20 protein-coding genes are annotated in these 24,195 nt (G+C 57.6%); 8 read left to right on the top strand and 12 right to left on the bottom strand.

The annotated features are described in order from the left end of the window. Window positions 1-2: 2 nt before the first annotated feature. Entirely contained in the window at window positions 3-1,238 is a 1,236-nt protein-coding gene (locus C3938_RS15700; RefSeq protein ID WP_105104165.1) for an acetate kinase, read from the bottom strand. A 128-nt stretch (window positions 1,239-1,366) separates the two neighbouring features. Beyond that, window positions 1,367-2,965 carry an isocitrate lyase gene (locus C3938_RS15695; protein WP_105104164.1) on the bottom strand — a complete coding sequence of 533 codons (1,599 nt, stop codon included), beginning with the start codon at window positions 2,963-2,965 and terminating at the stop codon, window positions 1,367-1,369. 221 nt (window positions 2,966-3,186) lie between these two features. Between C3938_RS15695 and C3938_RS15690 the strand changes: the two genes are divergently transcribed. From C3938_RS15690 to C3938_RS15670, 5 genes are all read left to right on the top strand, one after another. Further along, window positions 3,187-4,122 (top strand): LysR family transcriptional regulator, encoded by a 936-nt coding sequence (locus C3938_RS15690; protein ID WP_105104163.1) that lies wholly within the window; start codon window positions 3,187-3,189, stop codon window positions 4,120-4,122. A 129-nt stretch (window positions 4,123-4,251) separates the two neighbouring features. Continuing rightward, on the top strand, window positions 4,252-6,426 hold the full coding sequence (locus C3938_RS15685) for a malate synthase G (RefSeq protein ID WP_105104162.1): 2,175 nt from the start codon (window positions 4,252-4,254) through the stop codon (window positions 6,424-6,426). 139 nt (window positions 6,427-6,565) lie between these two features. Further along, on the top strand, window positions 6,566-6,886 hold the full coding sequence (locus C3938_RS15680) for a heavy metal-binding domain-containing protein (protein WP_105104161.1): 321 nt from the start codon (window positions 6,566-6,568) through the stop codon (window positions 6,884-6,886). Window positions 6,887-6,947: 61 nt separating this feature from the next. Next, window positions 6,948-7,769, top strand: coding sequence for a formate dehydrogenase accessory sulfurtransferase FdhD (gene fdhD, locus C3938_RS15675; RefSeq protein WP_105104160.1), 822 nt, complete (start codon window positions 6,948-6,950; stop codon window positions 7,767-7,769). An 11-nt stretch (window positions 7,770-7,780) separates the two neighbouring features. After that, the gene (locus C3938_RS15670; protein ID WP_105104159.1) at window positions 7,781-10,114 is read left to right on the top strand and encodes an FdhF/YdeP family oxidoreductase; all 2,334 of its coding nucleotides are present in this window, start codon (window positions 7,781-7,783) and stop codon (window positions 10,112-10,114) included. Here C3938_RS15670 and C3938_RS15665 read toward each other — a convergent pair. The 8 genes from C3938_RS15665 to C3938_RS15630 form a co-directional block, all read right to left on the bottom strand. After that, complete coding sequence (locus tag C3938_RS15665; RefSeq protein WP_105104158.1) at window positions 10,111-11,508, bottom strand: sensor histidine kinase; 1,398 nt, start codon at window positions 11,506-11,508, stop codon at window positions 10,111-10,113. The two genes, C3938_RS15670 and C3938_RS15665, sit on opposite strands and share 4 nt — an antisense overlap. After that, complete coding sequence (locus C3938_RS15660; protein WP_105104157.1) at window positions 11,505-12,173, bottom strand: response regulator transcription factor; 669 nt, start codon at window positions 12,171-12,173, stop codon at window positions 11,505-11,507. The genes C3938_RS15665 and C3938_RS15660 overlap by 4 nt, the downstream gene beginning before the upstream one ends. A 420-nt stretch (window positions 12,174-12,593) precedes the next feature. After that, window positions 12,594-13,055 carry a GNAT family N-acetyltransferase gene (locus C3938_RS15655; protein WP_105104156.1) on the bottom strand — a complete coding sequence of 154 codons (462 nt, stop codon included), beginning with the start codon at window positions 13,053-13,055 and terminating at the stop codon, window positions 12,594-12,596. Beyond that, window positions 13,055-14,263: a cupin domain-containing protein gene (locus C3938_RS15650; RefSeq protein WP_105104155.1), complete on the bottom strand. Its 1,209-nt coding sequence runs from the start codon at window positions 14,261-14,263 to the stop codon at window positions 13,055-13,057. The genes C3938_RS15655 and C3938_RS15650 overlap by 1 nt, the downstream gene beginning before the upstream one ends. Before the next feature lie 39 nt (window positions 14,264-14,302). Continuing rightward, the gene (purB, locus tag C3938_RS15645; protein WP_105104154.1) at window positions 14,303-15,676 is read right to left on the bottom strand and encodes an adenylosuccinate lyase; all 1,374 of its coding nucleotides are present in this window, start codon (window positions 15,674-15,676) and stop codon (window positions 14,303-14,305) included. A gap of 65 nt (window positions 15,677-15,741) precedes the next feature. Next, entirely contained in the window at window positions 15,742-16,377 is a 636-nt protein-coding gene (gene hflD / locus C3938_RS15640; protein ID WP_105104153.1) for a high frequency lysogenization protein HflD, read from the bottom strand. Continuing rightward, window positions 16,374-17,591 (bottom strand): tRNA 2-thiouridine(34) synthase MnmA, encoded by a 1,218-nt coding sequence (mnmA, locus tag C3938_RS15635; protein ID WP_105104152.1) that lies wholly within the window; start codon window positions 17,589-17,591, stop codon window positions 16,374-16,376. The genes hflD and mnmA overlap by 4 nt, the downstream gene beginning before the upstream one ends. 242 nt (window positions 17,592-17,833) lie before the next feature. Further along, on the bottom strand, window positions 17,834-18,508 hold the full coding sequence (locus C3938_RS15630) for a pseudouridine synthase (protein WP_105104151.1): 675 nt from the start codon (window positions 18,506-18,508) through the stop codon (window positions 17,834-17,836). A 217-nt stretch (window positions 18,509-18,725) separates the two neighbouring features. Between C3938_RS15630 and icd the strand changes: the two genes are divergently transcribed. Beyond that, complete coding sequence (gene icd, locus C3938_RS15625) at window positions 18,726-19,976, top strand: NADP-dependent isocitrate dehydrogenase (protein ID WP_105104150.1); 1,251 nt, start codon at window positions 18,726-18,728, stop codon at window positions 19,974-19,976. 337 nt (window positions 19,977-20,313) lie between these two features. Here the strand turns inward: icd and cspD are convergent, their stop codons facing one another. Further along, a complete protein-coding gene (cspD, locus tag C3938_RS15620) occupies window positions 20,314-20,601 on the bottom strand; it encodes a cold shock domain-containing protein CspD (RefSeq protein ID WP_105104149.1) in 288 nt (95 codons plus the stop codon). A gap of 358 nt (window positions 20,602-20,959) precedes the next feature. On the opposite strand from cspD, the gene clpS reads away from it, so the two are divergent. Continuing rightward, complete coding sequence (gene clpS, locus C3938_RS15615) at window positions 20,960-21,355, top strand: ATP-dependent Clp protease adapter ClpS (protein ID WP_105104148.1); 396 nt, start codon at window positions 20,960-20,962, stop codon at window positions 21,353-21,355. Between the two features lie 134 nt (window positions 21,356-21,489). Continuing rightward, complete coding sequence (clpA, locus tag C3938_RS15610; protein ID WP_105104147.1) at window positions 21,490-23,778, top strand: ATP-dependent Clp protease ATP-binding subunit ClpA; 2,289 nt, start codon at window positions 21,490-21,492, stop codon at window positions 23,776-23,778. Window positions 23,779-23,880: 102 nt separating this feature from the next. Here clpA and infA read toward each other — a convergent pair whose 3' ends face one another. Next, a complete protein-coding gene (gene infA / locus C3938_RS15605) occupies window positions 23,881-24,099 on the bottom strand; it encodes a translation initiation factor IF-1 (protein ID WP_010130378.1) in 219 nt (72 codons plus the stop codon). Window positions 24,100-24,195: the final 96 nt, after the last annotated feature.

The following is a 24,195-nucleotide window of genomic DNA, read 5'->3' as shown; positions in this document are numbered from 1 at the left end:
TTTCACTCCCTGGAACTGGGGTCACCGTTCGGACTGGTCGGAGGCACCAGTCCGGCGGCGTCGCGGGCAATCACCCATTCCTCGTTGGTGGGGATTACCAAGGTAACTGCGGACTGCTCGGTGGAAATCGGGCCGTCCTCGCCAAACCGGGCGCGCCCGTTTCTCGCCTCATCGAGTACATAACCGAGCCCGCCCAGGTGGGAGAGCACTTTTCCCCGCACCAGACTGGAGTTTTCTCCGATACCGCCCGTGAACACCAGCGCGTCTACCTGGGGCAGTACGCCGTGATAGGACGCGATGTATTTGGCGAGTCGGTAGCAGAAAATATCCAGCGCCAGTTGTGCGCCGTCGTGGCCTTCGGCGGCGGCCTGCTCCAGCGTGCGGCAGTCGTTGCTCAGTTCTGAAATACCCAGCAGCCCACTTTTTTTGTTCAACAGGTCGTTGATTTCCTTCAGGCCGTAATCCAGCCGGGCGCCCAGATGCATCAGCAGGCCAGGGTCCACATCGCCACTGCGGGTGCCCATCACCAGACCTTCCAGGGGCGTCAGTCCCATACTGGTATCGACACTGTGGCCATTGTGCACCGCGGTTACCGACGCACCGTTGCCGAGGTGCGCGGAAATTATGTTCACCTCATTCACCGGCAGATTGAGTAGCTCCGCTGCACGCTCGGTGACAAAACGGTGGCTGGTACCGTGCATGCCATAACGGCGGATACCGTGATCCCGATACAGCTCGTAAGGCAGGGCGTAGATGTACGCGTGTCTGGGCATGGACTGGTGAAACGCGGTATCGAACACCGCTACCTGAGGTAAATACGGAAATGCGCTGCGTGCTGCCTCGATCCCTTGAAGGGCTGCGGGATTATGTAGTGGCGCCAGTGCCACGCACTCACGAATGGTATGGATTACCGCGTCGTCGACCAGCACCGAGTGCGAAAACTTCTCGCCGCCGTGGACCACGCGATGGCCAATGGCGACAAGGTGATCCCGCAAGTTAGGGCATTCACGCAGGATATTGTTTACCAGAAAGTGGATGACTTCCCGGTGTCCGCTGTTTGCTGGCAACGGGCTCGTCTTCTTCTCTCCGCCGATTTTCCAGCTGACTGTCGGTTCATTTTGCTCCAGGGCTTCGCCAATTCCAGTCAGTTCCAATGTACCGCTGAGCGGATCGATCACGGCGAATTTCAACGATGAGCTGCCGCAGTTCAGGACGAGGACACGGCTGGAGTTCGACATAGGCAGCGCGGCTTGGTTACAGGCTTGCCTTAAAGACTAGTGTGTGAAATGGAACAATAAAAAAGGGCTGCCAATTGGCAGCCCGAAGTGAGTGAAGCGGTTTCTCAGGGATATGTTGAGATCGACGCTTAACCAAACTGGTTCATGGTGTTGTCTTTACCGGCCGCTTTGAGTGCAGCCTCGCCGGCGAAGTACTCTTTATGGTCGTCGCCCATGTCGGAGCCGGCCATGTTCTGGTGCTTCACGCAGGCGATGCCCTGGCGGATTTCCTTGCGCTGAACACCTTCCACGTAACCCAGCATACCTTTTTCACCGAAGTACTCCTTGGCCAGGTTGTCGGTAGACAGGGCCGCGGTGTGGTAGGTGGGCAGGGTGATGAGGTGGTGGAAAATACCCGCCTCACGCGCTGCGTCGGCCTGGAAGGTGCGAATTTTTTCGTCCGCAGCCTTGGACAGCTCGGTGTCGTCGTACTCGGCGCTCATCAGGTTGTCGCGCTTGTAGGCGGATACGTCTTTGCCTTCTTCCTGCCAGGCATCGAATACCTGCTGGCGGAAGTTCAGGGTCCAGTTGAAGGACGGGCTGTTGTTGTACACCAACTTGGCATCCGGTACCTGCTTGCGGATTTCATCCATCATGGCACCGATCTGACGCACATGCGGTTTCTCGGTTTCGATCCAGATCAGGTCTGCGCCGTTCTGCAGGGAGGTGACGCTGTCGAGTACGCAGCGCGCTTCGCCAGTACCTTTCTTGAACTGGAACAGGTTGGAGGGCAGGCGTTTGGGACGCAGCAGCTTGCCATCGCGGTTGATGATCACGTCGCCGTTGGCCAGGTCGCCCGGCGCCACTTCTTCGCAATCCAGAAAGGCGTTGTACTGGTCGCCCAGGTCGCCGGGCTCACGGGTAACGGCGATCTGCTTGGTGAGACCGGCGCCGAGGGAATCGGTACGCGCAACAATCACACCGTTGTCCACGCCCAGTTCCAGGAAGGCGTAACGCACGGCGCGAATCTTGGCCAGGAAGTCCTCATGGGGAACGGTGACTTTGCCGTCCTGGTGGCCGCACTGCTTCTCATCGGAAACCTGGTTTTCAATCTGAATACAGCAGGCGCCGGCCTCGATCATCTTCTTCGCCAACAGGTAGGTAGCTTCGGCGTTGCCGAAACCGGCGTCGATGTCGGCGATGATCGGCACGATATGGGTGACGTGGTTGTCGATCTTGTTCTGGATCGCCTTCTCCTTTACCTGGTCGCCGGCTTCACGGGCTGCATCCAGCTCGCGGAACAGGCCGCCCAGTTCGCGGGCATCCGCCTGGCGCAGGAAGGTGTAGAGCTCTTCGATCAGGCTGGCCACCGCGGTTTTCTCATGCATGGACTGATCCGGCAGCGGTCCGAATTCACTGCGCAGGGCCGCCACCATCCAACCAGACAGATACAGGTACCGGCGGTCGGTCTTGCCTTCAAAGTGCTTCTTGATGGAAATCATCTTCTGCTGGCCGATGAAGCCGTGCCAGCAACCCAGGGACTGGGTGTACTTGGAGCTGTCTTTGTCATACGCAGCCATGTCCTTGCGCATGATGTCGGCAGTGTAGCGGGCGATATCCAGGCCGTTCTGGAACCGGTTCTGCAGGCGCATACGGGCGACGGACTCCGGGTTGATGGAATCCCAGGAGGGGCCATTGGCCTTGCAGAGCTGTGCGGCTTTTTCGATTTCTTGTGCGTAGGTGGACATGGGCATCTTTCCTCAACTTTCCTTAAAAAGGTGACTGCGATCAGGTTGTGCGTATCCTAGGAGTGCTGGCATAATTTGGCTAATTTATTGTCATGATTCCCGCTATACAAGCGGTGAATAAATCACTGAATCCCTTGTGAAACCTGGGCTCGAGCCCGGTGCTGACACACAGTAAAGGCCGGCTGATAACGGCCGTATGAAGCCCGCCGGGAGCCCCGTCAATGAATCTGGAACGCGCCGACCTGAACCTGCTGGTCTACCTGGATGTACTGCTGCGCGAGCGCAACGTTACCCGCGCCGCCAACCACCTGGGGTTGTCCCAGCCCGCCATGAGCAACGGCCTCAAGCGCCTGCGCGAGCTGTTTGACGATCCGTTGTTGGTGCGTACCCGCGAGGGCATGATGCCCACAGAGCGGGCCATGGAACTACAACCGATGGTGCGCGAGGCCCTGGCCGCCATCGATCAGGTCATCCAGCCCAACCGGGACTTCTCGCCCGCGGAGGCACGTCGCACCTTCCGTATCATGGCCAGCGATTACGCTGAATCCACACTGATTCCACCGCTGTTGAAACAGCTGCGTGTGAGTGCTCCCGGTATCAGTCTAGACATCATGACGCCGAGTGATGTGAGCTTTGTGGATGTGGAGCAGGGCAAGGTAGATATGGTCATCAACCGGTTCGACTCCATGCCCCAGAGCTTCCACCAGGCCACCATATGGAACGACAGTTTCTCCTGTGTCATGCGCGCGGATAACCCCATACTGCAGGACTACAATCTGGAGAGTTATCTGGGGGCGCAGCATATCTGGGTGAGTAAAACCGGCATGGGGGTAGGGGTCGGGGTGAATCCGGAAGATGTGCAGCGCCTCGGCTGGGTGGACGAGGCAATTGGCCGCCAGGGGCGCAAGCGCGATATCTCCGTGTTCACCCGCCACTACCAGGTGGCGATGCTGCTGGCGGAGCAAAGCGACCTCATTGTCACCGTGCCCACGCGGCTGGCGCAGTTGGCTTCCAGCAATCCTCGGGTGGTATTGCGCGACCCGCCGCTCAAAATTCCGCCGCTGGAGCTGAAAATGGCCTGGAGCCCTCTGTTGCAACAGAGTGCGCCACATCGCTGGATGCGCCGGTTGATTCTGGATGTGGGGCGCCAGCTTTGACTCATGCCGGGATTGAAATTCATCTGACAAATATCGAGTATCGCACCTATAAATTAGCGGCATGGGGATCCCCCTGTTTAGAATGCCGCGAAACTCACGAGTCCCCATCACCAGTACAAGAGGTCACTCATGACGGAAAGAATCCGTATTGGCGGTCTGCAGATCGCCACAGAACTGCACGCACTGATTGCGGAAGAAGTTATCCCGGGCACCGGAGTCAGTGCCGACGTGTTCTGGGCGGAGTTCGAGGGTGTCGTGAACGACCTGGCGCCGGTGAACCGCGCGCTGCTGAAAAAGCGTGATGATATCCAGGCCCGTCTGGATCAGTGGTATAGCGACAACCCACAGGGATACCGGGACCTCAATACGTACAAAGCGTTCCTGAAGGAAATCGGCTACCTGGTGGATGAGCCTGCGGACTTCGCCGTGAGAACGGAAAATGTGGATGCGGAAATTGCCACCATGGCCGGCCCCCAGCTGGTGGTGCCGGTGATGAATGCCCGCTACGCGCTGAACGCGGCCAATGCCCGCTGGGGGAGCCTGTATGATGCGCTTTACGGCACCGATGTGATCAGCGAAGACAATGGCGCGGAAAAGGCCGGCGCCTATAACCCGGTGCGCGGTGACAAGGTTATTGCTTACGCCCGGGATTTTCTGGATCAGGCCGCACCGCTCAGTGGGGTGAGCCACCGCGATGTAACAGCCTACCGTATCAATGGATCGCTGCTGGAAGCGGAACTGTCCAACGGCAAAGTGGCCGCGTTGAAAAACAGTCGCCAGTTTGCGGGTTACCGCGGCGCTCAGGAAGCACCGGAAGCCATACTGCTGAATCACCACGGCCTGCATTTCGAAATCCAGATTGATCGCACAAGCCCTGTTGGCAAGACCGACAAGGCCGGTATCAAGGACATTCTGCTGGAATCCGCGCTCACGACCATTATGGATTGCGAGGACTCCGTTGCTGCAGTGGATGCCGAAGACAAGGTGCTGGTGTACCGCAACTGGCTTGGCCTGATGAGGGGCGATTTGCAGGAAACGCTCAACAAGAACGGCCGGGAAGTGGTGCGCACACTGAATCCCGACCGCGAATATACCGATGCCGAAGGCGGCAAGCTGAGTCTGCCGGGTCGCAGCCTCATGTTTGTGCGCAATGTCGGTCACCTGATGACCAATGATGCGGTGCTCGACAAGGATGGCAACGAGGTACCCGAAGGTATCCTCGACGGTATGGTGACCAGCCTGATTGCCATGCACGATCTGCGCGGCACCGGCCCGCACAAAAATTCCCGCGCGGGCAGCGTGTATATCGTGAAACCGAAAATGCACGGCCCCGAAGAGGTTGCTTTTACCAACACGCTGTTCAGTCGCATCGAGGACGCCCTGGGTCTCGCCCGCAACACGTTGAAAGTGGGCATCATGGATGAAGAGCGTCGTACTACGGTCAACCTCAAGGCCTGTATTGCCGCTGCGAAAGAGCGTGTGGTGTTCATCAACACCGGTTTCCTCGACCGCACTGGCGACGAAATTCACACTTCCATGCTCGCGGGTCCAATGATCCGCAAGGGCGACATGAAGCAGTCAAAATGGATTGCTGCCTACGAAGACTGGAATGTGGATGTGGGCCTGGCTACAGGCCTCAAGGGGCGCGCGCAGATCGGGAAAGGCATGTGGGCCATGCCGGACATGATGGCGGCGATGATGGAAGCCAAAATAGGCCACCCACAGGCGGGTGCCAATACCGCCTGGGTACCATCGCCCACCGCGGCTACCCTGCACGCTCTGCACTATCACAAGGTGGATGTCGCCGAGGTTCAGGAGTCTCTGGCGCAGCACAAGCGTGCCAGTCTCGATGACATTCTCACCGTGCCGGTGTCCGACAACCCGGCGTGGAGCGCGGAGGAAATCCAGCGCGAACTCGACAACAATGCCCAGGGTATCCTCGGTTACGTGGTGCGCTGGATCGACCAGGGCGTGGGCTGCTCCAAGGTGCCGGATATTCACGATGTCGGCCTGATGGAAGACCGCGCGACGTTGCGCATCTCCTCCCAGCATATCGCCAACTGGCTGAAGCAGGGCATCTGTACGCACGCCCAGGTGGAAGAAACAATGCGCCGTATGGCTGCTGTGGTTGATCGCCAGAATGCCGGCGATCCGGCCTACCGTGATATGTCGCCGGACTTTGATCACAGTATCGCCTTCCAGGCCGCATGTGAGCTGGTATTTGATGGTTGTGCACAGCCAAACGGTTATACCGAGCCGGTTCTCCATCGCCGTCGTCGTGAGTTCAAAGCCAGCCTGCGCTAACCGTGGCTGCCCGTTTTATTGGATGAAAGTGCCCCGCCTTGTGCGGGGCTTTTTATTGGCGCCTGTTATTAATACACGCTCGAGAGATTATTTGTGTAAGCTCATCGGGTGCCTCACCACCCTCATACAGGAGCGACAAATGATCAAGACCACCACCCCCTCTATCGAAGGCCGCCCGATCGAGCAATATCTCGGTGTTGTCGTCGGCGAGGCCATTCTCGGTGCCAATATCTTCAAGGATCTGTTCGGTTCCATCACCGACATCATCGGCGGCCGCTCCGGTGCGTATGAGCGTGAAATGGGCAAAGCGCGCAAGATCGCCTTTGCCGAAATAGAAGCAGAGGCCCGCGCCCTCGGCGCCAACGCCATTGTCGGAATCGACCTGGACTACGAAGTAGTGGGCGAAAGAGGTGGAATGATGATGGTGAGTGTTAGCGGCACCGCGGTAAAGATCCGTTAGCAACCCAGTAAGAACCGCTGTGCGTGTGCCTGCGGTTTTTCAATTTATGTAGTCCTTATGTATGAAGTACAGCGAACAATCTTTCTATCGCTACAGCATGGCCGGGAACGGTGCCGGTGAATCCCAATTGTTGGCGCGGGAAACGGCTGTGGGTATCAGCTATAACGGCCTCAACTACGCGGTAATGATGGCGACACGGGATGACCTGGAAGATTTTGCCCTCGGCTTCAGTTTTACCAGTGGCGTTATTGAACAGCGCGAGCAGATGCTCGATGTGGAAGTTTCTGAAGTGGAGGAGGGCGTGCTGCTGGACATCCGTCTCAATCAGCGCGCGTTTTCCCGCCTGAAACAGCAGCGTCGCCATCTGGCGGGCAGCAGCGGGTGCGGACTTTGCGGGGTAGAAGCGTTGTCGCAGGCGCTTTCACTGGATCGTGACGGGGGTGACACGCTTTCCTGCGACTTTTTTCCACCACTGCCCCCGGTTCACCATTTTGAGCGGCTGCGCGAGCGTTTTGAATTTGCGCAGAAATACCGGCAAACAAGCGGCGCCATGCACTGCGCCCTGTATGTAGATCAGAGTGGAGACACCAGGCTGTGTCGGGAGGATATCGGCCGGCACAATGCGCTGGATAAACTGATTGGCGCCTGTCTGGGGGAGGGATTGGATGTGCAGCACGGGTTCGTTGCTATCACCAGTCGTTGTAGTCTCGAATTGATCCAGAAAGCCGTGCGCGTGGGAATCGGTACTCTGGTGAGCCTGTCGTCACCCTCGGATATCAGCGTGCGATGGGCCAGGCGGCATCAACTCAACCTGTTGCACCAACCGGCGGGCGATGCACCGCGTATCTACAGCGGTACGGACTCTCCGCTAAATGGCCGCTAAAGGGATTGCAGATGAAGACTCCCATTGACCGTTTTCGCTTCCGCCCCTACCTGCGCCCTGCCGCAGGGTGGGGGGCGCTGCGCGGCGTCGCCCACGCCTGGCTCGACAGTCGCCAGCCGTTCAAGAATCTGCGAGCCATGCTGCAGACCAACCAGAACGGCGGCTTTGATTGCCCAGGCTGTGCCTGGGGTGAGGCACCTGAAGAGGGCCGTATCCGGTTCTGTGAAAACGGTGCCAAGGCGGTGAACTGGGAGGCATCCGGTCGCGGCGTGGACCGGGCCTTTTTCGCAGAAAACAGCCTGCAGGAGCTGGCGGCACAGGATGACTACTGGCTCGAATACCAGGGTCGTCTGACCGAGCCGATGTATTACGACGGCGAGGTTCATCACTACAAACCCATTCGCTGGGAGCAGGCGTTTGCGCTGATCGCTGCGGAGCTCAACAAACTCGAGTCTCCTGATCAGGCCGCGTTCTACACCTCCGGCCGTGCCAGTAACGAAGCCGCCTTTCTCTATCAATTGTTTGCCCGCAGTTTTGGCACCAACAACCTGCCGGACTGTTCCAACATGTGCCACGAGGCCAGCGGCGCGGCATTAAAGGCGAGTATCGGTACCGGTAAGGGCACTGTGACCTATGGTGATTTCGACAGGGCGGAAGCCATCTTTGTGATCGGTCAAAATCCCGGAACCAACCACCCGCGTATGCTGGAACCGCTGAGTGAGGCGGTGGCTCGGGGTGCTCAGGTGCTGGTGTTCAATCCTTTGCGAGAGCGCGGATTGGAACGCTTCCAGGCACCACAGGACCCGGTGCAGATGCTGACTGACGGTGAGGCACCGCTGAATACCGGATATTTCCGGCCCGCCCTCGGTGGTGATATGGCCGTAATACGCGGCATCGCCAAGTTCCTGTTCCAGTGGCAGGATGAGGCGGAAAGAAACGGCGAAGCGGGCCCCCTTGATCTGGACTTTATCCGCGAGCACAGTGCAGGGTTTGAGCAGTATCGAGCGATGGTGGATGGTACCACCTGGGACGAAATTGTCGCTTACAGCGGGCTCGGCGAGGATGAACTGGAGCGCGCTGCGCACATCTACCGTCGCAGCAATGCCACCATCATCTGCTGGGCTATGGGCATTACCCAGCACCGCCATTCGGTGGCAACCATTCAGGAAATTACCAATCTGCAATTACTGCGCGGCCAGATTGGTCGCCCTGGGGCCGGGCTGTGTCCGGTGCGTGGCCATAGTAATGTCCAGGGCGATCGTACTATGGGGATCGACGACAACCCCTCAGCGCCTTTTCTCGATGCACTGGAGGGGAGGTTTGGTATTCCCATGCCGAGAGAGGCGGGGGTAAATGTGGTCAAAGCCATCGAGGCCATGCTCGCAGGCAAAATAAAAGTATTTATTGGCCTTGGTGGCAACTTCGCCCGGGCCACACCCGACAGCGTGCGCACCCACCACGCACTGCGCAACTGTGAGTTGACGGTACAAATCAGCACCAAGCTTAACCGCAGCCATCTGGTTACCGGCAAGCGGGCTCTCATACTGCCTTGCCTTGGGCGCACCGATATCGATATGCAGGTCGGCGGTGCCCAAGCCGTAACAGTAGAGGACTCATTCAGCATGGTGCACGCTTCGTCCGGGCAGTTGAAGCCGCTGTCTTCGGAAATGCGTTCAGAACCCGCGATCGTTGCCGGTATGGCGCAGGCCACGTTAGGGAAAACTCCGATTCCCTGGCTTGAGCTGGTGGAGGATTACACACGTATTCGAGAGTTGATCGCCGATGTGATTCCCGGGTTTAAGGACTTCAACCGGAAGCTGGAAACCCCGGGTGGATTCTACTTGCAGAATGCTGCAGGACAACGCCAATGGAAGACCAAGAACGGCAAGGCGAACTTCGTGAGTCATCCGCTGCCCGCGCCGTTACCTCCGGAGGTGCTGGAAAAAATCGGCAGAGTGGGTGCCGGCAGCGCGGATCTGGTATTACAGACTCTGCGCTCTCACGATCAATACAACACAACGACTTACGGACTCAATGACCGCTATCGCGGCGTAAGCGGTAATCGCCGGGTTTTATTTGTAAACCGGGAAGACATTCGCCGTCTGGGATTTGCCGACCGTCAGTCGGTGGATATCATCTCCCTGTGGAACGATGAGGTGGAGCGCCGGGTACGGGGGTTTACCCTGATTGCGTTCGATATTCCCAAAGGGCAGGCGGCGGCATATTACCCGGAGGCCAACCCTCTGGTGCCACTGGAAAGTTATGGCGTTGGCAGCTTCACGCCGACGTCCAAGTACATTGCCATTCGTCTGGAACCGAGCACGCTCCCGGAAAGAATCATTTAAGCCGAATTGCTTTTGGCTGGAAAGACGCACACGAAGCATGCGCCGCTGGTATCCGTGGCTTGTTGAAGTTCGACCGTGGCGCCATGGGCAAAAGCAATTTCTCTGACGATGGCAAGGCCCAGGCCGCAGCCCTCGCCGGAAATTTTTGAACGGAAAAAGCGTTCGAAAATTTGTGGCCAGTGCTCGCGGGGAATGCCTTGTCCGTCATCCTTTACCGTCAGTCTGATCTCGCTGCCATTGCGGGTGAGCGCCACCCACACGTTGCCGTCTTCCGGTACATAGAGAATGGCGTTCTCTACCAGATTCCACACCAGTTCCCGCAGTAGGAAATAGTCGCCGGAGACCTTGAAACCATCCGGAGGGGCGCCGGTGAAATTCTGGTGTATCTGCACCCGGCGGTCGCACGCGAGTTCACGCAGGCTTTCCGCGGCTTCGCGCACTACATTGTCCAGGGCCACAGGCTCGCTGCGCAAGCCGCGGCCCGACGCCGCTTCCGCGCGTGCAAGCTTCAACAGCTGGATATTCAGATGTGTCATGGCATCCGTGGTCTTGCAGATGCGCTCCAGTGCCCGATGCGCGGTGTCGAGATTGTTGTCCCGAAGTGCCAGTTGCGCCTGTAGCTTGATCCCGGCAAGCGGTGTTTTCAGCTGGTGAGAAATATTGCCGATAAACTGCTCGCGTGCACTGAATGCGTTATCGAGCCGCTCCAGCAGGCGGTTGGTGTTATCGATGACGGTACGCACCTCTTTTGGCGCCGACATCGTCTTGATCGGGGTCAAATCCCGCGGCGAGCGGTTGGCCAGTTCCTGACTGAGGCGGAGCAGGGGCCGGATACCGCGGCTGAGTGCGAACGCCACCACCAGCAGGGCGGCAATAATCATGGCGGCCTTTGACAGAACCACTTCAAACATCAGTGTGCGCGACAGTGGTATGCGCTTGTGCAGGGTTTCTGCAACGCTCACCAGCGCACTGTTGTTTGGGGAGTCCGGATTGGCCAGTACGGTGACGCTACGCACCCACTCGCCACCCATTTTTACATTGGTGAAAACCGGCCCCTGTTTGAGGGAAGAAATATCGGGGTTGACCCAGGCTTCGCTTTTCCCACCCAGTACCCGGCCATCCAGAGTGGAGACCCGGAAGTAGACTTCGTCCAGCTCGTCCCACTCGAAAACTTCGATGGCGGCCTCATCGGCGTGAAGTACCAAATGGCCGTTTTCCTGGCGAACTTCCTGCGCGAGAGAGTAGGCGGAATCCAGCAGCCAGCGATCGAACACCTGATTGGTTACATGCAGGCCAATACCAAATGTAACCAGCATTTCAATCAACAGCAGAAGAAACAACGGCCCGCCGACGAGCAGCAGTAGCAGTGAACGCAATCCCAGCTTGCTGTTCAATCCGCTTCCTCCAGCACGTAGCCTGCGCCACGCTGGGTGCGAATGACAAGCCCGGATTCCTGCAAGCGGCGACGCAGGCGGTGTACATAAACCTCCACCGCGTTGTCACCTACCTCATCACCTTCCCGGCTAAGGCGTTGGGCGAGGCGCGCCTTGGTGACCACCCGCTGTGCGTTGAGAGAAAGAATTTCCAGGATTTCATATTCGCGCGCGGGCAGTTCAAGGCGCTCGCCGTGGAGTGTGGCGGTACGCTGAAAGGGGCTCAGTTGTAACGCGCCGAGGCTGACCTCATCGGTGGAGAGACTGTGACTGCGACGCAGCAGTGCCCGCAGCCGCGCTTCCAGTTCACGCAGGTCGAAGGGCTTTTCCATGTAGTCGTCTGCGCCCTGGTCGAGCGCGGCAACCTGTTGCTCGACGCCGTCACGGGCGGTCAGCACCAGTACCGGCACGCGGTTTTGGCGTGCGCGTAAACGCCGCAGTAGTTCGAGCCCGTCCATATCCGGTAGCCCCAGATCGAGAATAATCAGGTCCACATCGTTGGCGAGAAGCAGTCCCTCCGCGCGTTCACCATAGGGAGCATGTACCACCGTGTAGGCGCTCTGTTTGAGTGCCTGTAATAACCCTTGGGCGATCAGGGGATCATCTTCTACCAGTAATACGTTCATGAGCTCCGCCAACTGTTAACGCTTTCACTGCGGGGAAGGTTACACGATTCCAGGCGTTTGTACCTGATTGTCGAAGCACGCAGAAAGAGGGCGGATTGAAAGGTTGTTGAAAGCGAGCGTAGGTAATCTCGCGGTGTAACCGTCACAATATCCGGCTTGCCGGTCCCGCGGTCAGTCTTGCCACAATCCTGTCCGGCGTTATGAAAGCAGTATTTTTTAAAAATTTTCGGCTTCGTGCCTTGTCGGTTGCTCAGGTGATTGAGCGGAGAAATGTGGTGTCGATATGGGAGGTAATGGAGGCGAGGGCGTCGAGCGGTTGTTGAACCATCAGATTGTTCGCCCCCGATAAAAAAGCCCAGGTTGCCATTGCAGCCGGGACTTTTTCAATTGTCTGAACTATTCGGCAGGAAGTGCGATTCGTCAGCGGTTCCAGTCGTCCGCATTTTCACTGGGCTCACTCTCATTCAGGGTGAGGTCCATGCGTACGTGAGGGATATCCGCCTCCATGAACTCTTCCCCGGTGACGGCAAAGCCGGCCTTTTCATAAAAGGGAACGGCGTGAACCTGGGCGTTCAGGTATACATTTTTTTGCCCCGACACACGGGCGAATTTACAGATGCGTTTCAGCAATTCCAGACCGGCACCATGACCGCGGGCCTCTTTGAGAATCGCCATGCGGCCGATTTTACCGCCGCCGGTCAGGCGCCCGGTGCCGACGGCTTTGTTGCTCAGGTACACGAGAAAGTGCTGCGCACTTTCTTCCAGATCATCCCACTCCAGCTCCTCAGGTACCTGTTGTTCTTCCACAAATACTTTCTGACGGATACCGCGGATGGTGTCCCGATCTGTCTGCCAGTCGGCGAGACGTACAAACAGGCTCATCAATCAGTCTCCTCTTCATCATCCAGGTCGTCATCCTCGAGGAGTTCAGGGTAAATGAGACTGCCTTGCGAAACCAGTACGTCGAGCAGCGCGTCTTTAGCGGCGAGCTCGGGATAGGCGTCGACATCGCTCTGAGTGATTTCGTGAGACTCGCAAAAGCCTTCCGCAAACAGCAGGGGGGCAGAGAAGGATTCTCCGTCTACGAACAGGGTTGCTGGATCGCGACAGAACGCACAGCGGGAGCCTGGATTTAGGATAAGGCTGCCGCCTTCAGCGAGCTCCTCACGCCAGTCGTCGGCGGCGCCGGCGTCCAGGGCGATGGTGTCCGGGTATTTGGCTTCCGTCATGATGGCGCCAAACCACTGAGCGATGTTCTGTGGTTGCTGCAGCCATTCCGCCAGTTGGCGTTGTACGCGCGCCACCGCTGCCCCGTCAATTTCCGCGGGATTTGCCGGCAGGCTCAGATCGACATCCGTGTAACGGTAGTGCTCCGGTAGACCGGCGCCTAGCTCTGCGGCCAAATCCTCCAGCATGGTGCGCGCAGATGGTGCCCGGAAACCGATGGAGATCGTGGTGCAGCCACCTTCGGCAATTCCCCAGTGGCTGTACTGGGGCGGCAGGTAGAGCATGTCACCGGGTTCGAGCAGCCAGCTGGTTTCGGACTCGAAATCCCGCAGAATGTTTAGCGGTGTACCTTCCACACGCGGGCTGTTGGCATCGGCTTTGGGGCCGAGATGCCAGCGGCGCGTACCTTCTGCCTGGAGCAAAAATACGTCGTAGAAGTCGTAGTGGGGGCCCACACTTCCCTGATCCGCGGCGTAGCTGATCATGATGTCGTCGAGACGCCAGTCGGGGAGAAACCGGAAATAGTCTTTGAGCATCGCAACTTCCGGAATCCACTGGTCTACCGCTTGCACCAGCAGGGTCCAGTGGGTTTTTGGCAGGGCGAAGAAATCCTCTTCGGTAAACGGACCGTTGCGCAGCTGCCACGGTCCGTCGATGCCATGCTCCTCGACGATACGGGATTCAATCCGCTCTTCCAGCGCCATACCGGCGAGCTCTTCGCCGGAAATCGGTGCCTCAAAGCCGGGAAAGGCGTTGCGGATCAACAGTGGCTTTTTTTGCCAGTATTCCCGCAAAAATATTTCCACCGGGATCTCTCCCAGATGTGTCAGCGGTCCAACGGAGCGATTCACCGACGCCGTCATGGAAGATCTCCCGAAGAAAATGCAGGTTCAGAGGTTTACTCAGATATTGTTCGCTTGCGCGATAGCGTTACCGATATAGGTGGCCGGCGTCAGTTCACGCAGTGCCTGTTTGGCGTCCTCGGGCATGTCCAGGCCGTCAATAAATACCGCGAGTGTTTCCTTGGTAATGCCCTGGCCGCGAGTAAGTGCCTTGAGCTTTTCGTAGGGCTCTTCGATGTTGTAGCGACGCATGACGGTCTGAATCGGCTCTGCGAGCACTTCCCACGCGTTGTTCAGGTCTTCTTCCAGGCGCGCACGGTTGATTTCCAGCTTGCTCAGGCCTTTCAGCGTGGCCGCGTAGGCAATGACGGAGTAACCGGCACCGACGCCCATGTTGCGCAGCACGGTGGAGTCGGTCAGGTCGCGCTGCCAGCGGGAAACCGGCAGTTTGGCGGCCAGGTGCTGGAATACCGCGTTGGCAATGCCCAGGTTACCTTCGGAGTTCTCAAAGTCGATGGGGTTGACCTTGTGCGGCATGGTGGAGGAACCCACTTCGCCGGCCACGACCTTCTGCTTGAAGTAGCCGAGGGAAATGTAGCCCCACACGTCGCGATCAAAGTCGATCAGAATGGTGTTGAAGCGTGCGATGGCGTCGAACAGTTCAGCAATATAGTCGTGGGGTTCGATCTGCGTGGTGTAGGGGTTCCAGCTGAGGCCGAGGGAGGTTACAAACTCCTCGGCGTTTGCCTGCCAGTCAACATCCGGATAGGCGGAGAGGTGGGCATTGTAATTGCCCACAGCGCCGTTGATCTTGCCCAGTAATTCCACATCGCGGATCTGCTTGACCTGGCGGCGCAGGCGCGCGACCACGTTGGCCATTTCCTTGCCCACGGTGGTGGGGCTGGCGGTCTGGCCATGGGTGCGGGACAGCATCGGGACATCGGCGAAATTTTTCGCCAAAGTGGCAATTTCATTCACGATCTGGTTCATCGCCGGCAACAGCACCTGATCGCGACCCGCGCGCAGCATCAGTGCGTGGGACAGGTTGTTGATGTCTTCCGAGGTGCAGGCAAAGTGAATGAACTCACTGACTGCCGCCAGTTGCTCATCACCTTTGACTTTTTCCTTGAGGAAGTACTCCACCGCCTTCACGTCGTGATTGGTGGTGCGTTCAATTTCCTTGATGCGCTCGGCATCCTGAAGGGAAAACTGGCTGACGATATCGTCGAGGATCTGATTACTGTCGCCGGTGAATGCCTGAACTTCTGCAATTTTTTCGTGGCGGGCCAGCTGTTGCAGCCAGCGCACTTCCACTTCCACGCGCGCACGGATCAGACCGTACTCACTGAAAATATCCCGCAGTGCTGCGGTTTTGCTCTCGTAGCGTCCATCAATGGGGGAAACCGCGGTAAGAGCGGATAGTTCGACAGTCATTACGTCTCTCCGGTATCAATATCGGCCGCCTGCGGGCAGTGTCCCGGCGGCAGAAAACTAAAAAATTAATGCTCGAGTGATTCGTACTTGGCCACCAGCGCATCCATGGCAGCGATCAGTTTCTTGCGCTGGAACAGCAGGTGCAGACGGCGACCACCGAGTTGGCGCCAGAGCATCGCAGAGCGCACACCGGCGAACAGCATGGTGCGGATCTGGTTGGCGATGCGCTGCTGTTGCAGGTAATTGAAGTCCCCCAGTACCTGGATGCGGAACCGGAACGTGCTCAGGGTATCGCTGTAAATGCTGGCCAGGTTGGCGTAAACATTTTCGTGGCCGATGCCGAAGTGTTCCGTTTGCGTGCGGGCCTTTTCCAGCCTGCTGCCGATGATGGAAAGCAGTCCGGGCTTTTTGGCCAACTGGCGTTGCAGATAAAGAATGGACAGGACATAGCGCAGGCAATCCGTGTATTCCGGATGGCTGCGGGTGGCGAGCAGTTGGCGTGCACCGCGCAGACCGGCAAGCGTTTTTTCAACGCCCCCGAACACATCCTCGGTTGTTTCCGGGTTCTGCTGAAACAGGCTGTATACGGCGGTTTCCATTTGCTCCGCTGGCGCGGTGCCAGTTTTGGCCAAGCGCTCCACCAGAATCGCTGCCTGAAAAACGCCGGCCAGCGCCAATGCCTGATCTCGCCAGTTGCTCAATGGTTGCTCCCTGCGGCCTGTTGGGTGTTTTCGACCTGTTGTTCGCTTCCGTACCGGGGTACGTCGACGTCACCGATGCCGGTGGCCTGCTCGATCACCGCACCGCCCAAGCAGATTTCGCCCTGATAGATGACCACGGACTGGCCGGGGGTGACTGCGCGCTGAGGTTTGTCGAAGGCGATCACCAGGTTGCCGTTGTCGCCGACGCTAATGAGGCAGTCCTGGTCTTCCTGGCGGTAGCGGGTTTTGGCCGCAGCGCGGAATTCGCGAGCCGGCGGAGCTCCGTTAATCCAGTGGGTCTGCGTGGCGATGAGACCGGTGGAATAGAGCAGGGGGTGATGCTTGCCCTGGGCCACAATCAGCACATTTCGCTCGAGATCCTTGCCCACTACGTACCAGGGCTGGTCGCCGGCACCTTTCACACCACCGATGCCAAGGCCCTGGCGCTGGCCGATTGTGTGGTACATCAGGCCACTGTGCTGCCCCATCACTTCCCCTTCCGGGGTCTGCATCTCGCCGGGCTGCGCAGGCAAATACTGTTCCAGAAAGTCTTTGAAGCGCCGTTCACCAATAAAGCAGATTCCGGTGCTGTCCTTCTTGCTGTGGGTGACCAACCCATGCTTTTCGGCGATGCGACGTACTTCCGGTTTTTCCAGTTCGCCGATGGGGAACAGCGAGCGGGCAAATTCCGCCTCTCCTACCGCGTGCAGGAAATAGCTCTGGTCTTTGTTGCTATCCAGTCCCTTCAATAGATAGGTACGACCGTTTTCATCCCGACGGCGGGTGTAGTGGCCGGTGGCGATGGCGTCTGCGCCGAGCGCCTCGGCGTATTCCAGGAAGACCTTGAACTTGATTTCCCGATTGCAGAGGATGTCCGGGTTTGGGGTGCGCCCGGCTTTGTACTCCGCCAGAAAGTACTCGAATACATTGTCCCAGTACTCGGCGGCGAAGTTGGCCGTGTGCAGCTTGATTCCAAGACGGGCACAGACCGCTTCCGCGTCTGCCAGATCCTGCTTCGCGGTACAGTACTCAGTGCCGTCGTCCTCGTCCCAGTTCTTCATGAACAGCCCTTCCACCTCGTAACCCTGTTGCATCAGGAGCAGGGCGGCCACGGAGGAGTCTACACCGCCGGACATACCGACAATGACTCGCCTCGGCGTTGTGACTGATTGGGCAGTGGAGCTGGACGGCACAGAGATATCCGAATCTGACATGGAATACCGGGTCATTACAGTGAGGGGCGTGTGGGGCTTTTCAACCCCGAATGCCACGCGAGTTTCCGAAACCTGACTGAAACCTGCAGTGGGCCGGAAAATGGGGGCGCATTTTACCTGTGAATCCGGTTGCTGACCAATATGTCGCTCCCGGACCCCGAGTGCACTGCAACAGGATCGGGAGGGAAGCTCGCGCCAGTTCTCTTTCAGCCTAGCCGAAAGGGGGCTCCTGCGTATTCCGTTCAGCGTTTGCGGCTCTGTCCATTGCGGCCCTTGCCCTGGGCACCACTGCGGGTACTCCCCGGCTTACGACCACTCGGAGCGGCTCTGGATCCGGTTTTGGACCTGGTTCTTGGCTGTGACTTGTCGGGTGAGAAGACGGTGGTCTCTGTGCGCTGTTCGCCGGGTTCCAGGCCGTCGATGCACCATTTGCCAACAGACCTGCGGACCAGTCGCAGGGTGGGGTGCCCGACTGCGGCCGTCATGCGTCGCACCTGACGATTGCGGCCTTCGCTGAGGGTTAGCTCGACCCATGTAGTAGGGATGGACTTGCGCTCTCGGATGGGCGGTGTGCGCGGCCAGATACTGGGTTCCGCGATAATCCGGGCCTTGGCAGGGGCGGTGCGGCCATCTTTCAGGTCCACCCCGTGGCGCAACATGTACAGTGCCTCTTCCGTGACCTCACCCTCAACCTGAGCCCAGTAAACCTTAGGCTGTTTGCTCGTGGGGTGAGCGATCTGATGTTGCAGGCGGCCGTCGTCCGTGAGCAGCACCAGCCCTTCGGAGTCATAATCCAGACGGCCGGCTGCGTAGACATTGGGCACGCGGATGTAATCCGCCAGGGTAGGGCGGCCATCCGTGTCCGTAAACTGGCAGAGTACCCCATAGGGCTTGTTGAACAGGATAAGTTGGCTCATGGGGTGATTGTGACCGATAAGGCCGCCTTGGTTGTAATGAAACTACAAAAGCGGGCGGATACTGGTATAATCCCGCCGATTTTTAGCCGGCTCGGCGTATGCAACGACGCAAACAATGGGCGGCAACCATGACCGGCGGTGGATGATTCGGCGCATTATGCCTGTTTTCCCCTGATCAAGCCGGGCGTTTAGTCAAAGAGTTACGGGAGTCAACTTAATGGGTCATATCCAAGTGCCGGCCAACGGCGAAAAAATTACAGTCAACGCAGATGGTTCTCTGAACGTACCGAGCAGCCCGATCATTCCGTTCATCGAGGGTGACGGCATCGGCGTGGATATCACCCCGGTAATGATCAAAGTGATCGATGCGGCAGTCAGCAAAGCCTACGGCGGCGACAAGTCTATTGCCTGGATGGAAATCTTCTGCGGCGAGAAAGCGGCGGAAACCTACAGCGGCGACTGGTTCCCGGCCGAGACCCTGGAAGCGATCAAAGATTACGTTGTCAGCATCAAAGGCCCGCTGACCACTCCGGTAGGCGGCGGCTTCCGCTCCCTGAACGTTGCCCTGCGTCAGGAGCTGGATCTGTATGTATGTCAGCGCCCGGTGCGCTGGTTCAGCGGTGTACCTTCTCCGGTGAAAGAGCCTAACAAGGTAGACATGGTGATCTTCCGCGAGAACTCCGAAGACATCTACGCCGGTATCGAGTGGAAAGCGGGCACCGATGAAGCGAACAAGGTCATCAAGTTCCTGCAGGAAGAGATGGGCGTCAAGAAAATCCGCTTCCCGGAAAACTGCGGTATCGGCGTGAAGCCGGTTTCCGAAGAGGGTACCAAGCGCCTGGTGCGCAAAGCCCTGCAGTACACCATTGATCAGGACCGCGACTCCCTGACCCTGGTGCACAAAGGCAACATCATGAAGTTCACCGAAGGCGCCTTCGCCGACTGGGGTTATGAAATTGCCCGCGAAGAGTTCGGTGCTCAGCCGATCGATGGCGGCCCCTGGTGCAGCTTCAAAAACCCGAATACCGGCAAGGAAATCGTGGTCAAGGACGTAATCGCCGATGCCATGCTGCAGCAGATTCTGCTGCGTCCGGCCGAGTACGACGTAATCGCTACCCTGAACCTGAACGGCGACTACCTGTCCGACGCACTGGCTGCACAGGTAGGCGGTATCGGTATCGCGCCGGGCGCCAACCTGTCTGACGAAGTTGCCCTGTTTGAAGCCACCCACGGTACCGCGCCGAAGTATGCGGGCCAGGACAAGGTAAACCCGGGCTCCCTGATCCTGTCTGCGGAAATGATGCTGCGTCACCTGGGCTGGAACGAAGCGGCTGAGCTGGTCATCAAAGGTATGGAAGGCGCCATCGAAGCCAAGACCGTAACCTATGACTTCGAGCGCCTGATGGACGGCGCCGAGCTGAAATCCTGCTCCGAGTTTGGCGAGGAAGTCATCAAGCACATGGCTTGATTTTGAGTCCAATAAAAAGCCCCGCACCGAAAGGTGCGGGGCTTTTTTTATATCCGTCCTGTCCTTGCGTCCGCCAAGCCCGGTGTACCGGGTGTGTGATCAAACGGCGTCAAAGCGAGGGTGCTTCAGGCTTGATGGTGGTACGAACGTTCCATTGCTCCGGTGCGCTGGCAGTCACCTCGCCACCCGGGATGCACAGAAGCTCCTGGGCTTGTCACGAAGTGAGTCATTGTTCCGGTTGACCTTTATGATCAAGCAGGGCAAACCCCCGGGGTCCAGTACCGGGTCACGTATTCTGGGGTGTCAGCCTTTTGAGACCTGACGGCCTGCAGCCCAATCAGTCGAGGGCTTCTTCGGTCTCTTTCTCACGCACGGCGTGCACCTGTTGTGGTGCGGGCGCGGCTGCCCGAGAGGCATTGGCGGTAGCGAGGCTGATATTGGCTGCGTGATAGCCTTTGTCGCCTTCAATGATGTCGAAGTTGACCTGCTGGCCCGCCTTCAGGGTGCGGTAACCCTCCATCTGAATTGCCGAGTAGTGGGCGAATAAATCTTCTCCACCTTCGTCCGCGAGAATAAATCCGTAACCCTTGGCATTATTGAACCATTTGACGGTACCGGTAGGCATGGCGAAATCCCTCTAAATTGCCGGGGCGACTGCTGGCCGCCTAAAAATGTCATTATTGTTATCGCGCTTCATGCGCTTGCATGCTCGCACAATGTCATTTGTACGAATAAATGCTAGTGCCCTTTCACCGCTTGGCGCGGTTAATACCTCTTGTAGCCAAGACCCCTTTAGTTGTCAAGCAAATCAGGCTGCCCGACTGTGTCGGGTGGCATTTGAGGTTACAATGCCCGCTTACCAAATTCGCCGCGGTGACCGATCTCGACAAGACGTTCCCGGTTTAATCCGGACCTGGCCAGGGCTACAAGTGCCCGAGCGTCAGTACTGCGAACTGATTCCTGAAACTTGATTGACTTGCGCTATGGGAAAATCACAAATCATTAAACTACACTCGAACGAAGGCGAGAGAGACGACGACTATCATTTTCACGAGCCCGGTGGAGATACTGCTCTGGCGGAGGCCCGTCCTCGACTGAAAAGACCGCCAATGTACAAGGTGGTCATGCTCAATGACGACTACACCCCGATGGAATTCGTCGTTGAAGCGCTGGAGCTTTTCTTTTACGTGAACCGGGAGCGTGCCACTCAACTGATGTTGCAGGTGCACACTAAGGGAAAAGCGATCTGCGGTGTCTATACTCGGGATATAGCGGAAACAAAGGCCGCGCAGGTAAATCAGTTTGCAAGGGATCACGAGCATCCACTGCTGTGTGAAATCGAAGCTGATGACGGCGATGAAAACGGTGAGGAGGGTTGAGATAGCAGTTCCGGCGCCTTTCCACAACAAGGCGTAATTTTCCCGGCCGGTACAGCGGCGACAAACATGAATACCGGGGGTGTGCGTGTGACAAGCAACCCGGACGACATTGGCCAGTAAGGTTTGAGGTTCAGATGCTCAGCAAGGATTTAGAGGTAACGCTCAATCTAGCGTTTAAGGGTGCGCGGGCAAAACGCCATGAGTTCATGACGGTAGAGCACCTTTTGCTGGCGCTGCTGGACAATGAATCCGCGGCGGATGTTCTCCACGCCTGTGGCGCGGACCTCAGTGCCCTGCGCCGTGAACTGTTGGAGTTTGTCGACTCAACAACGCCACTGATCCCGGAGAACGACACGGAACGTGAAACCCAGCCGACACTCGGGTTTCAGCGTGTATTGCAGCGCGCGGTCTTTCACGTGCAATCATCCGGAAAAAAAGAGGTGACAGGAGCCAATGTCCTGGTGGCCATTTTCTGCGAGCAGGAAAGTCAGGCGGTTTACTACCTCAAGCAGCAGAGTGTGGCCCGGATCGACGTGGTGAACTACATCACTCATGGTATTTCCCGTGTCAGTTCGTCCGGAAGCAACAATACACACCACAGCCCGGACCCGTCGCCCGAGCAGGTGGATGAAGATCTTGGGGCAACCTCGGAATCCGGCGGTTCCGACCCATTGGAAAGCTACGCCACCAATCTCAATCAGGAAGCGATTCTCGGCCGGATCGACCCCCTCGTTGGTCGCTCTCAGGAAGTCGAGCGTGTCACCCAGGTACTGGCGCGCCGCCGCAAAAACAACCCCCTGCTGGTGGGGGAATCCGGCGTTGGTAAAACCGCCATCGCCGAAGGTCTCGCCCGCCGTATCGTCGACGGTGAAGTGCCGGAGCCGCTCCAGAACAGCACCATTTACTCGCTGGATCTCGGTTCGCTGTTAGCGGGTACAAAATATCGGGGCGACTTTGAAAAACGTTTCAAAGCGCTGCTGGCGGAACTGAAAAAACGCGAACATGCGGTGTTGTTCATTGACGAAATTCACACCATCATCGGTGCCGGTGCGGCATCCGGTGGTGTTATGGATGCCTCGAATCTGTTGAAGCCGCTGCTCTCCAGTGGCCAGATGCGCTGTATCGGCTCCACGACATTCAACGAGTACCGCGGAATATTTGAAAAGGATCGCGCGCTGTCCCGGCGCTTTCAGAAAATTGATGTTCACGAACCCTCCGTGGAGGAGACCGTACAGATACTGCAGGGGCTTAAATCCTGCTTCGAAGATCATCACAAGGTGCGCTTTACCGACTCGGCACTGGAGGCCGCCGCGCAGCTGGCGAATCGGCACATTACCGAGCGCTTCCTGCCAGACAAGGCCATTGATGTGATTGATGAGGCCGGTGCCTATCAAGCGCTTCTACCTGCGGCGAAACGCACGGATGTTATCACCGTGACCGAGATTGAGCAGGTGGTGGCAAAAATGGCCCGAATTCCTGCAAAGAGCGTCTCCGCCTCCGACAAGGCTGCTCTGGCGAAGCTGGACGACAATCTCAAAATGGTGGTGTTCGGCCAGGACATCGCTATCGAGGCGCTCAGCACTTCCATAAAGCTGTCCCGTGCCGGACTCGGTGCGGAAGAGAAACCTATAGGCTCTTTCCTGTTTGCCGGGCCGACGGGAGTGGGTAAAACAGAGCTGTGTCGCCAGCTGGCTAAGGTGATGGGGATCGAGCTGATTCGGTTCGATATGTCTGAGTATATGGAGCGGCATACCGTGTCCCGTCTGATCGGCGCCCCTCCCGGGTATGTCGGTTTTGACCAGGGCGGGCTGCTGACAGATGCGGTCACCAAGCACCCGCACAGTGTGGTACTGCTTGATGAGATTGAGAAGGCGCACCCGGAAGTCTTTAACCTGTTATTACAGGTGATGGACCACGGTACGCTGACCGACAACAACGGTCGCAAAGCCGATTTCCGCAATGTCATTCTGATCATGACCACCAACGCTGGCGCCGAATTGATGAGCCGTCGCTCCATCGGATTTGCCAATCAGGACCACACAACGGATGGACTGGAAGAGATCAAGAAAATGTTCACTCCAGAGTTCCGGAACCGTTTGGACAGTATCATTCAGTTCAGCGCACTGAGTATGGATGTGGTCAAAACCGTGGTGGATAAATTTGTGGTGGAACTGCAGGCGCAACTGGACGAATCCAGAGTTACTCTGGAAATCGATAACGAAGCGCGTGAGTGGCTCGCCATTCATGGTTACGACGAAAAAATGGGGGCTCGCCCGATGGCGCGCCTTATTCGCGAAAAACTGCGTAAACCTCTGGCTGAGGCCGTGCTATTCGGTGAGCTCTCAGAGGAGGGCGGCAAGGTAGAGGTCACCGTGGAAGACGACCAGCTGAAGATCACAACGGCTGTACCGGCCCTGCATTGACCACAGCGGATTCGACGCCACTAAAAAAGCCACCGTCAAGGTGGCTTTTTTAGTGTCCGGGTAACTGCGCTTCGCTAGTTTCGGCGCAAACCGGATCAGTATTCAGCGGGCGCGATAGGTGATGCGGCCTTTACTCAGGTCGTAGGGTGTGAGCTCTACCTTGACCTTGTCTCCAGTCAGGATACGGATGTAGTTTTTGCGCATCTTGCCGGAAATGTGTGCGATTACCACATGTCCATTTTCCAGTTTTACTCGAAATGTGGTGTTGGGAAGGGTGTCGATCACCTCGCCTTCCATTTCAATGTAATCGTCTTTTGCCATACGGCAGGAACCTTTGATTAATGTGTACTTGCTATTCCGCCTGTTGATTATGGCTCGCAAAGTGGAGCCCGGCGGTACGACGGGCGTGCATTTTGC

The organism is Microbulbifer pacificus, from assembly GCF_002959965.1.
GTDB lineage: Bacteria > Pseudomonadota > Gammaproteobacteria > Pseudomonadales > Cellvibrionaceae > Microbulbifer > Microbulbifer pacificus_A.
Note: the sequence above shows the minus strand (reverse complement) of the source record. Positions and strands in the feature narration are given on the sequence as shown.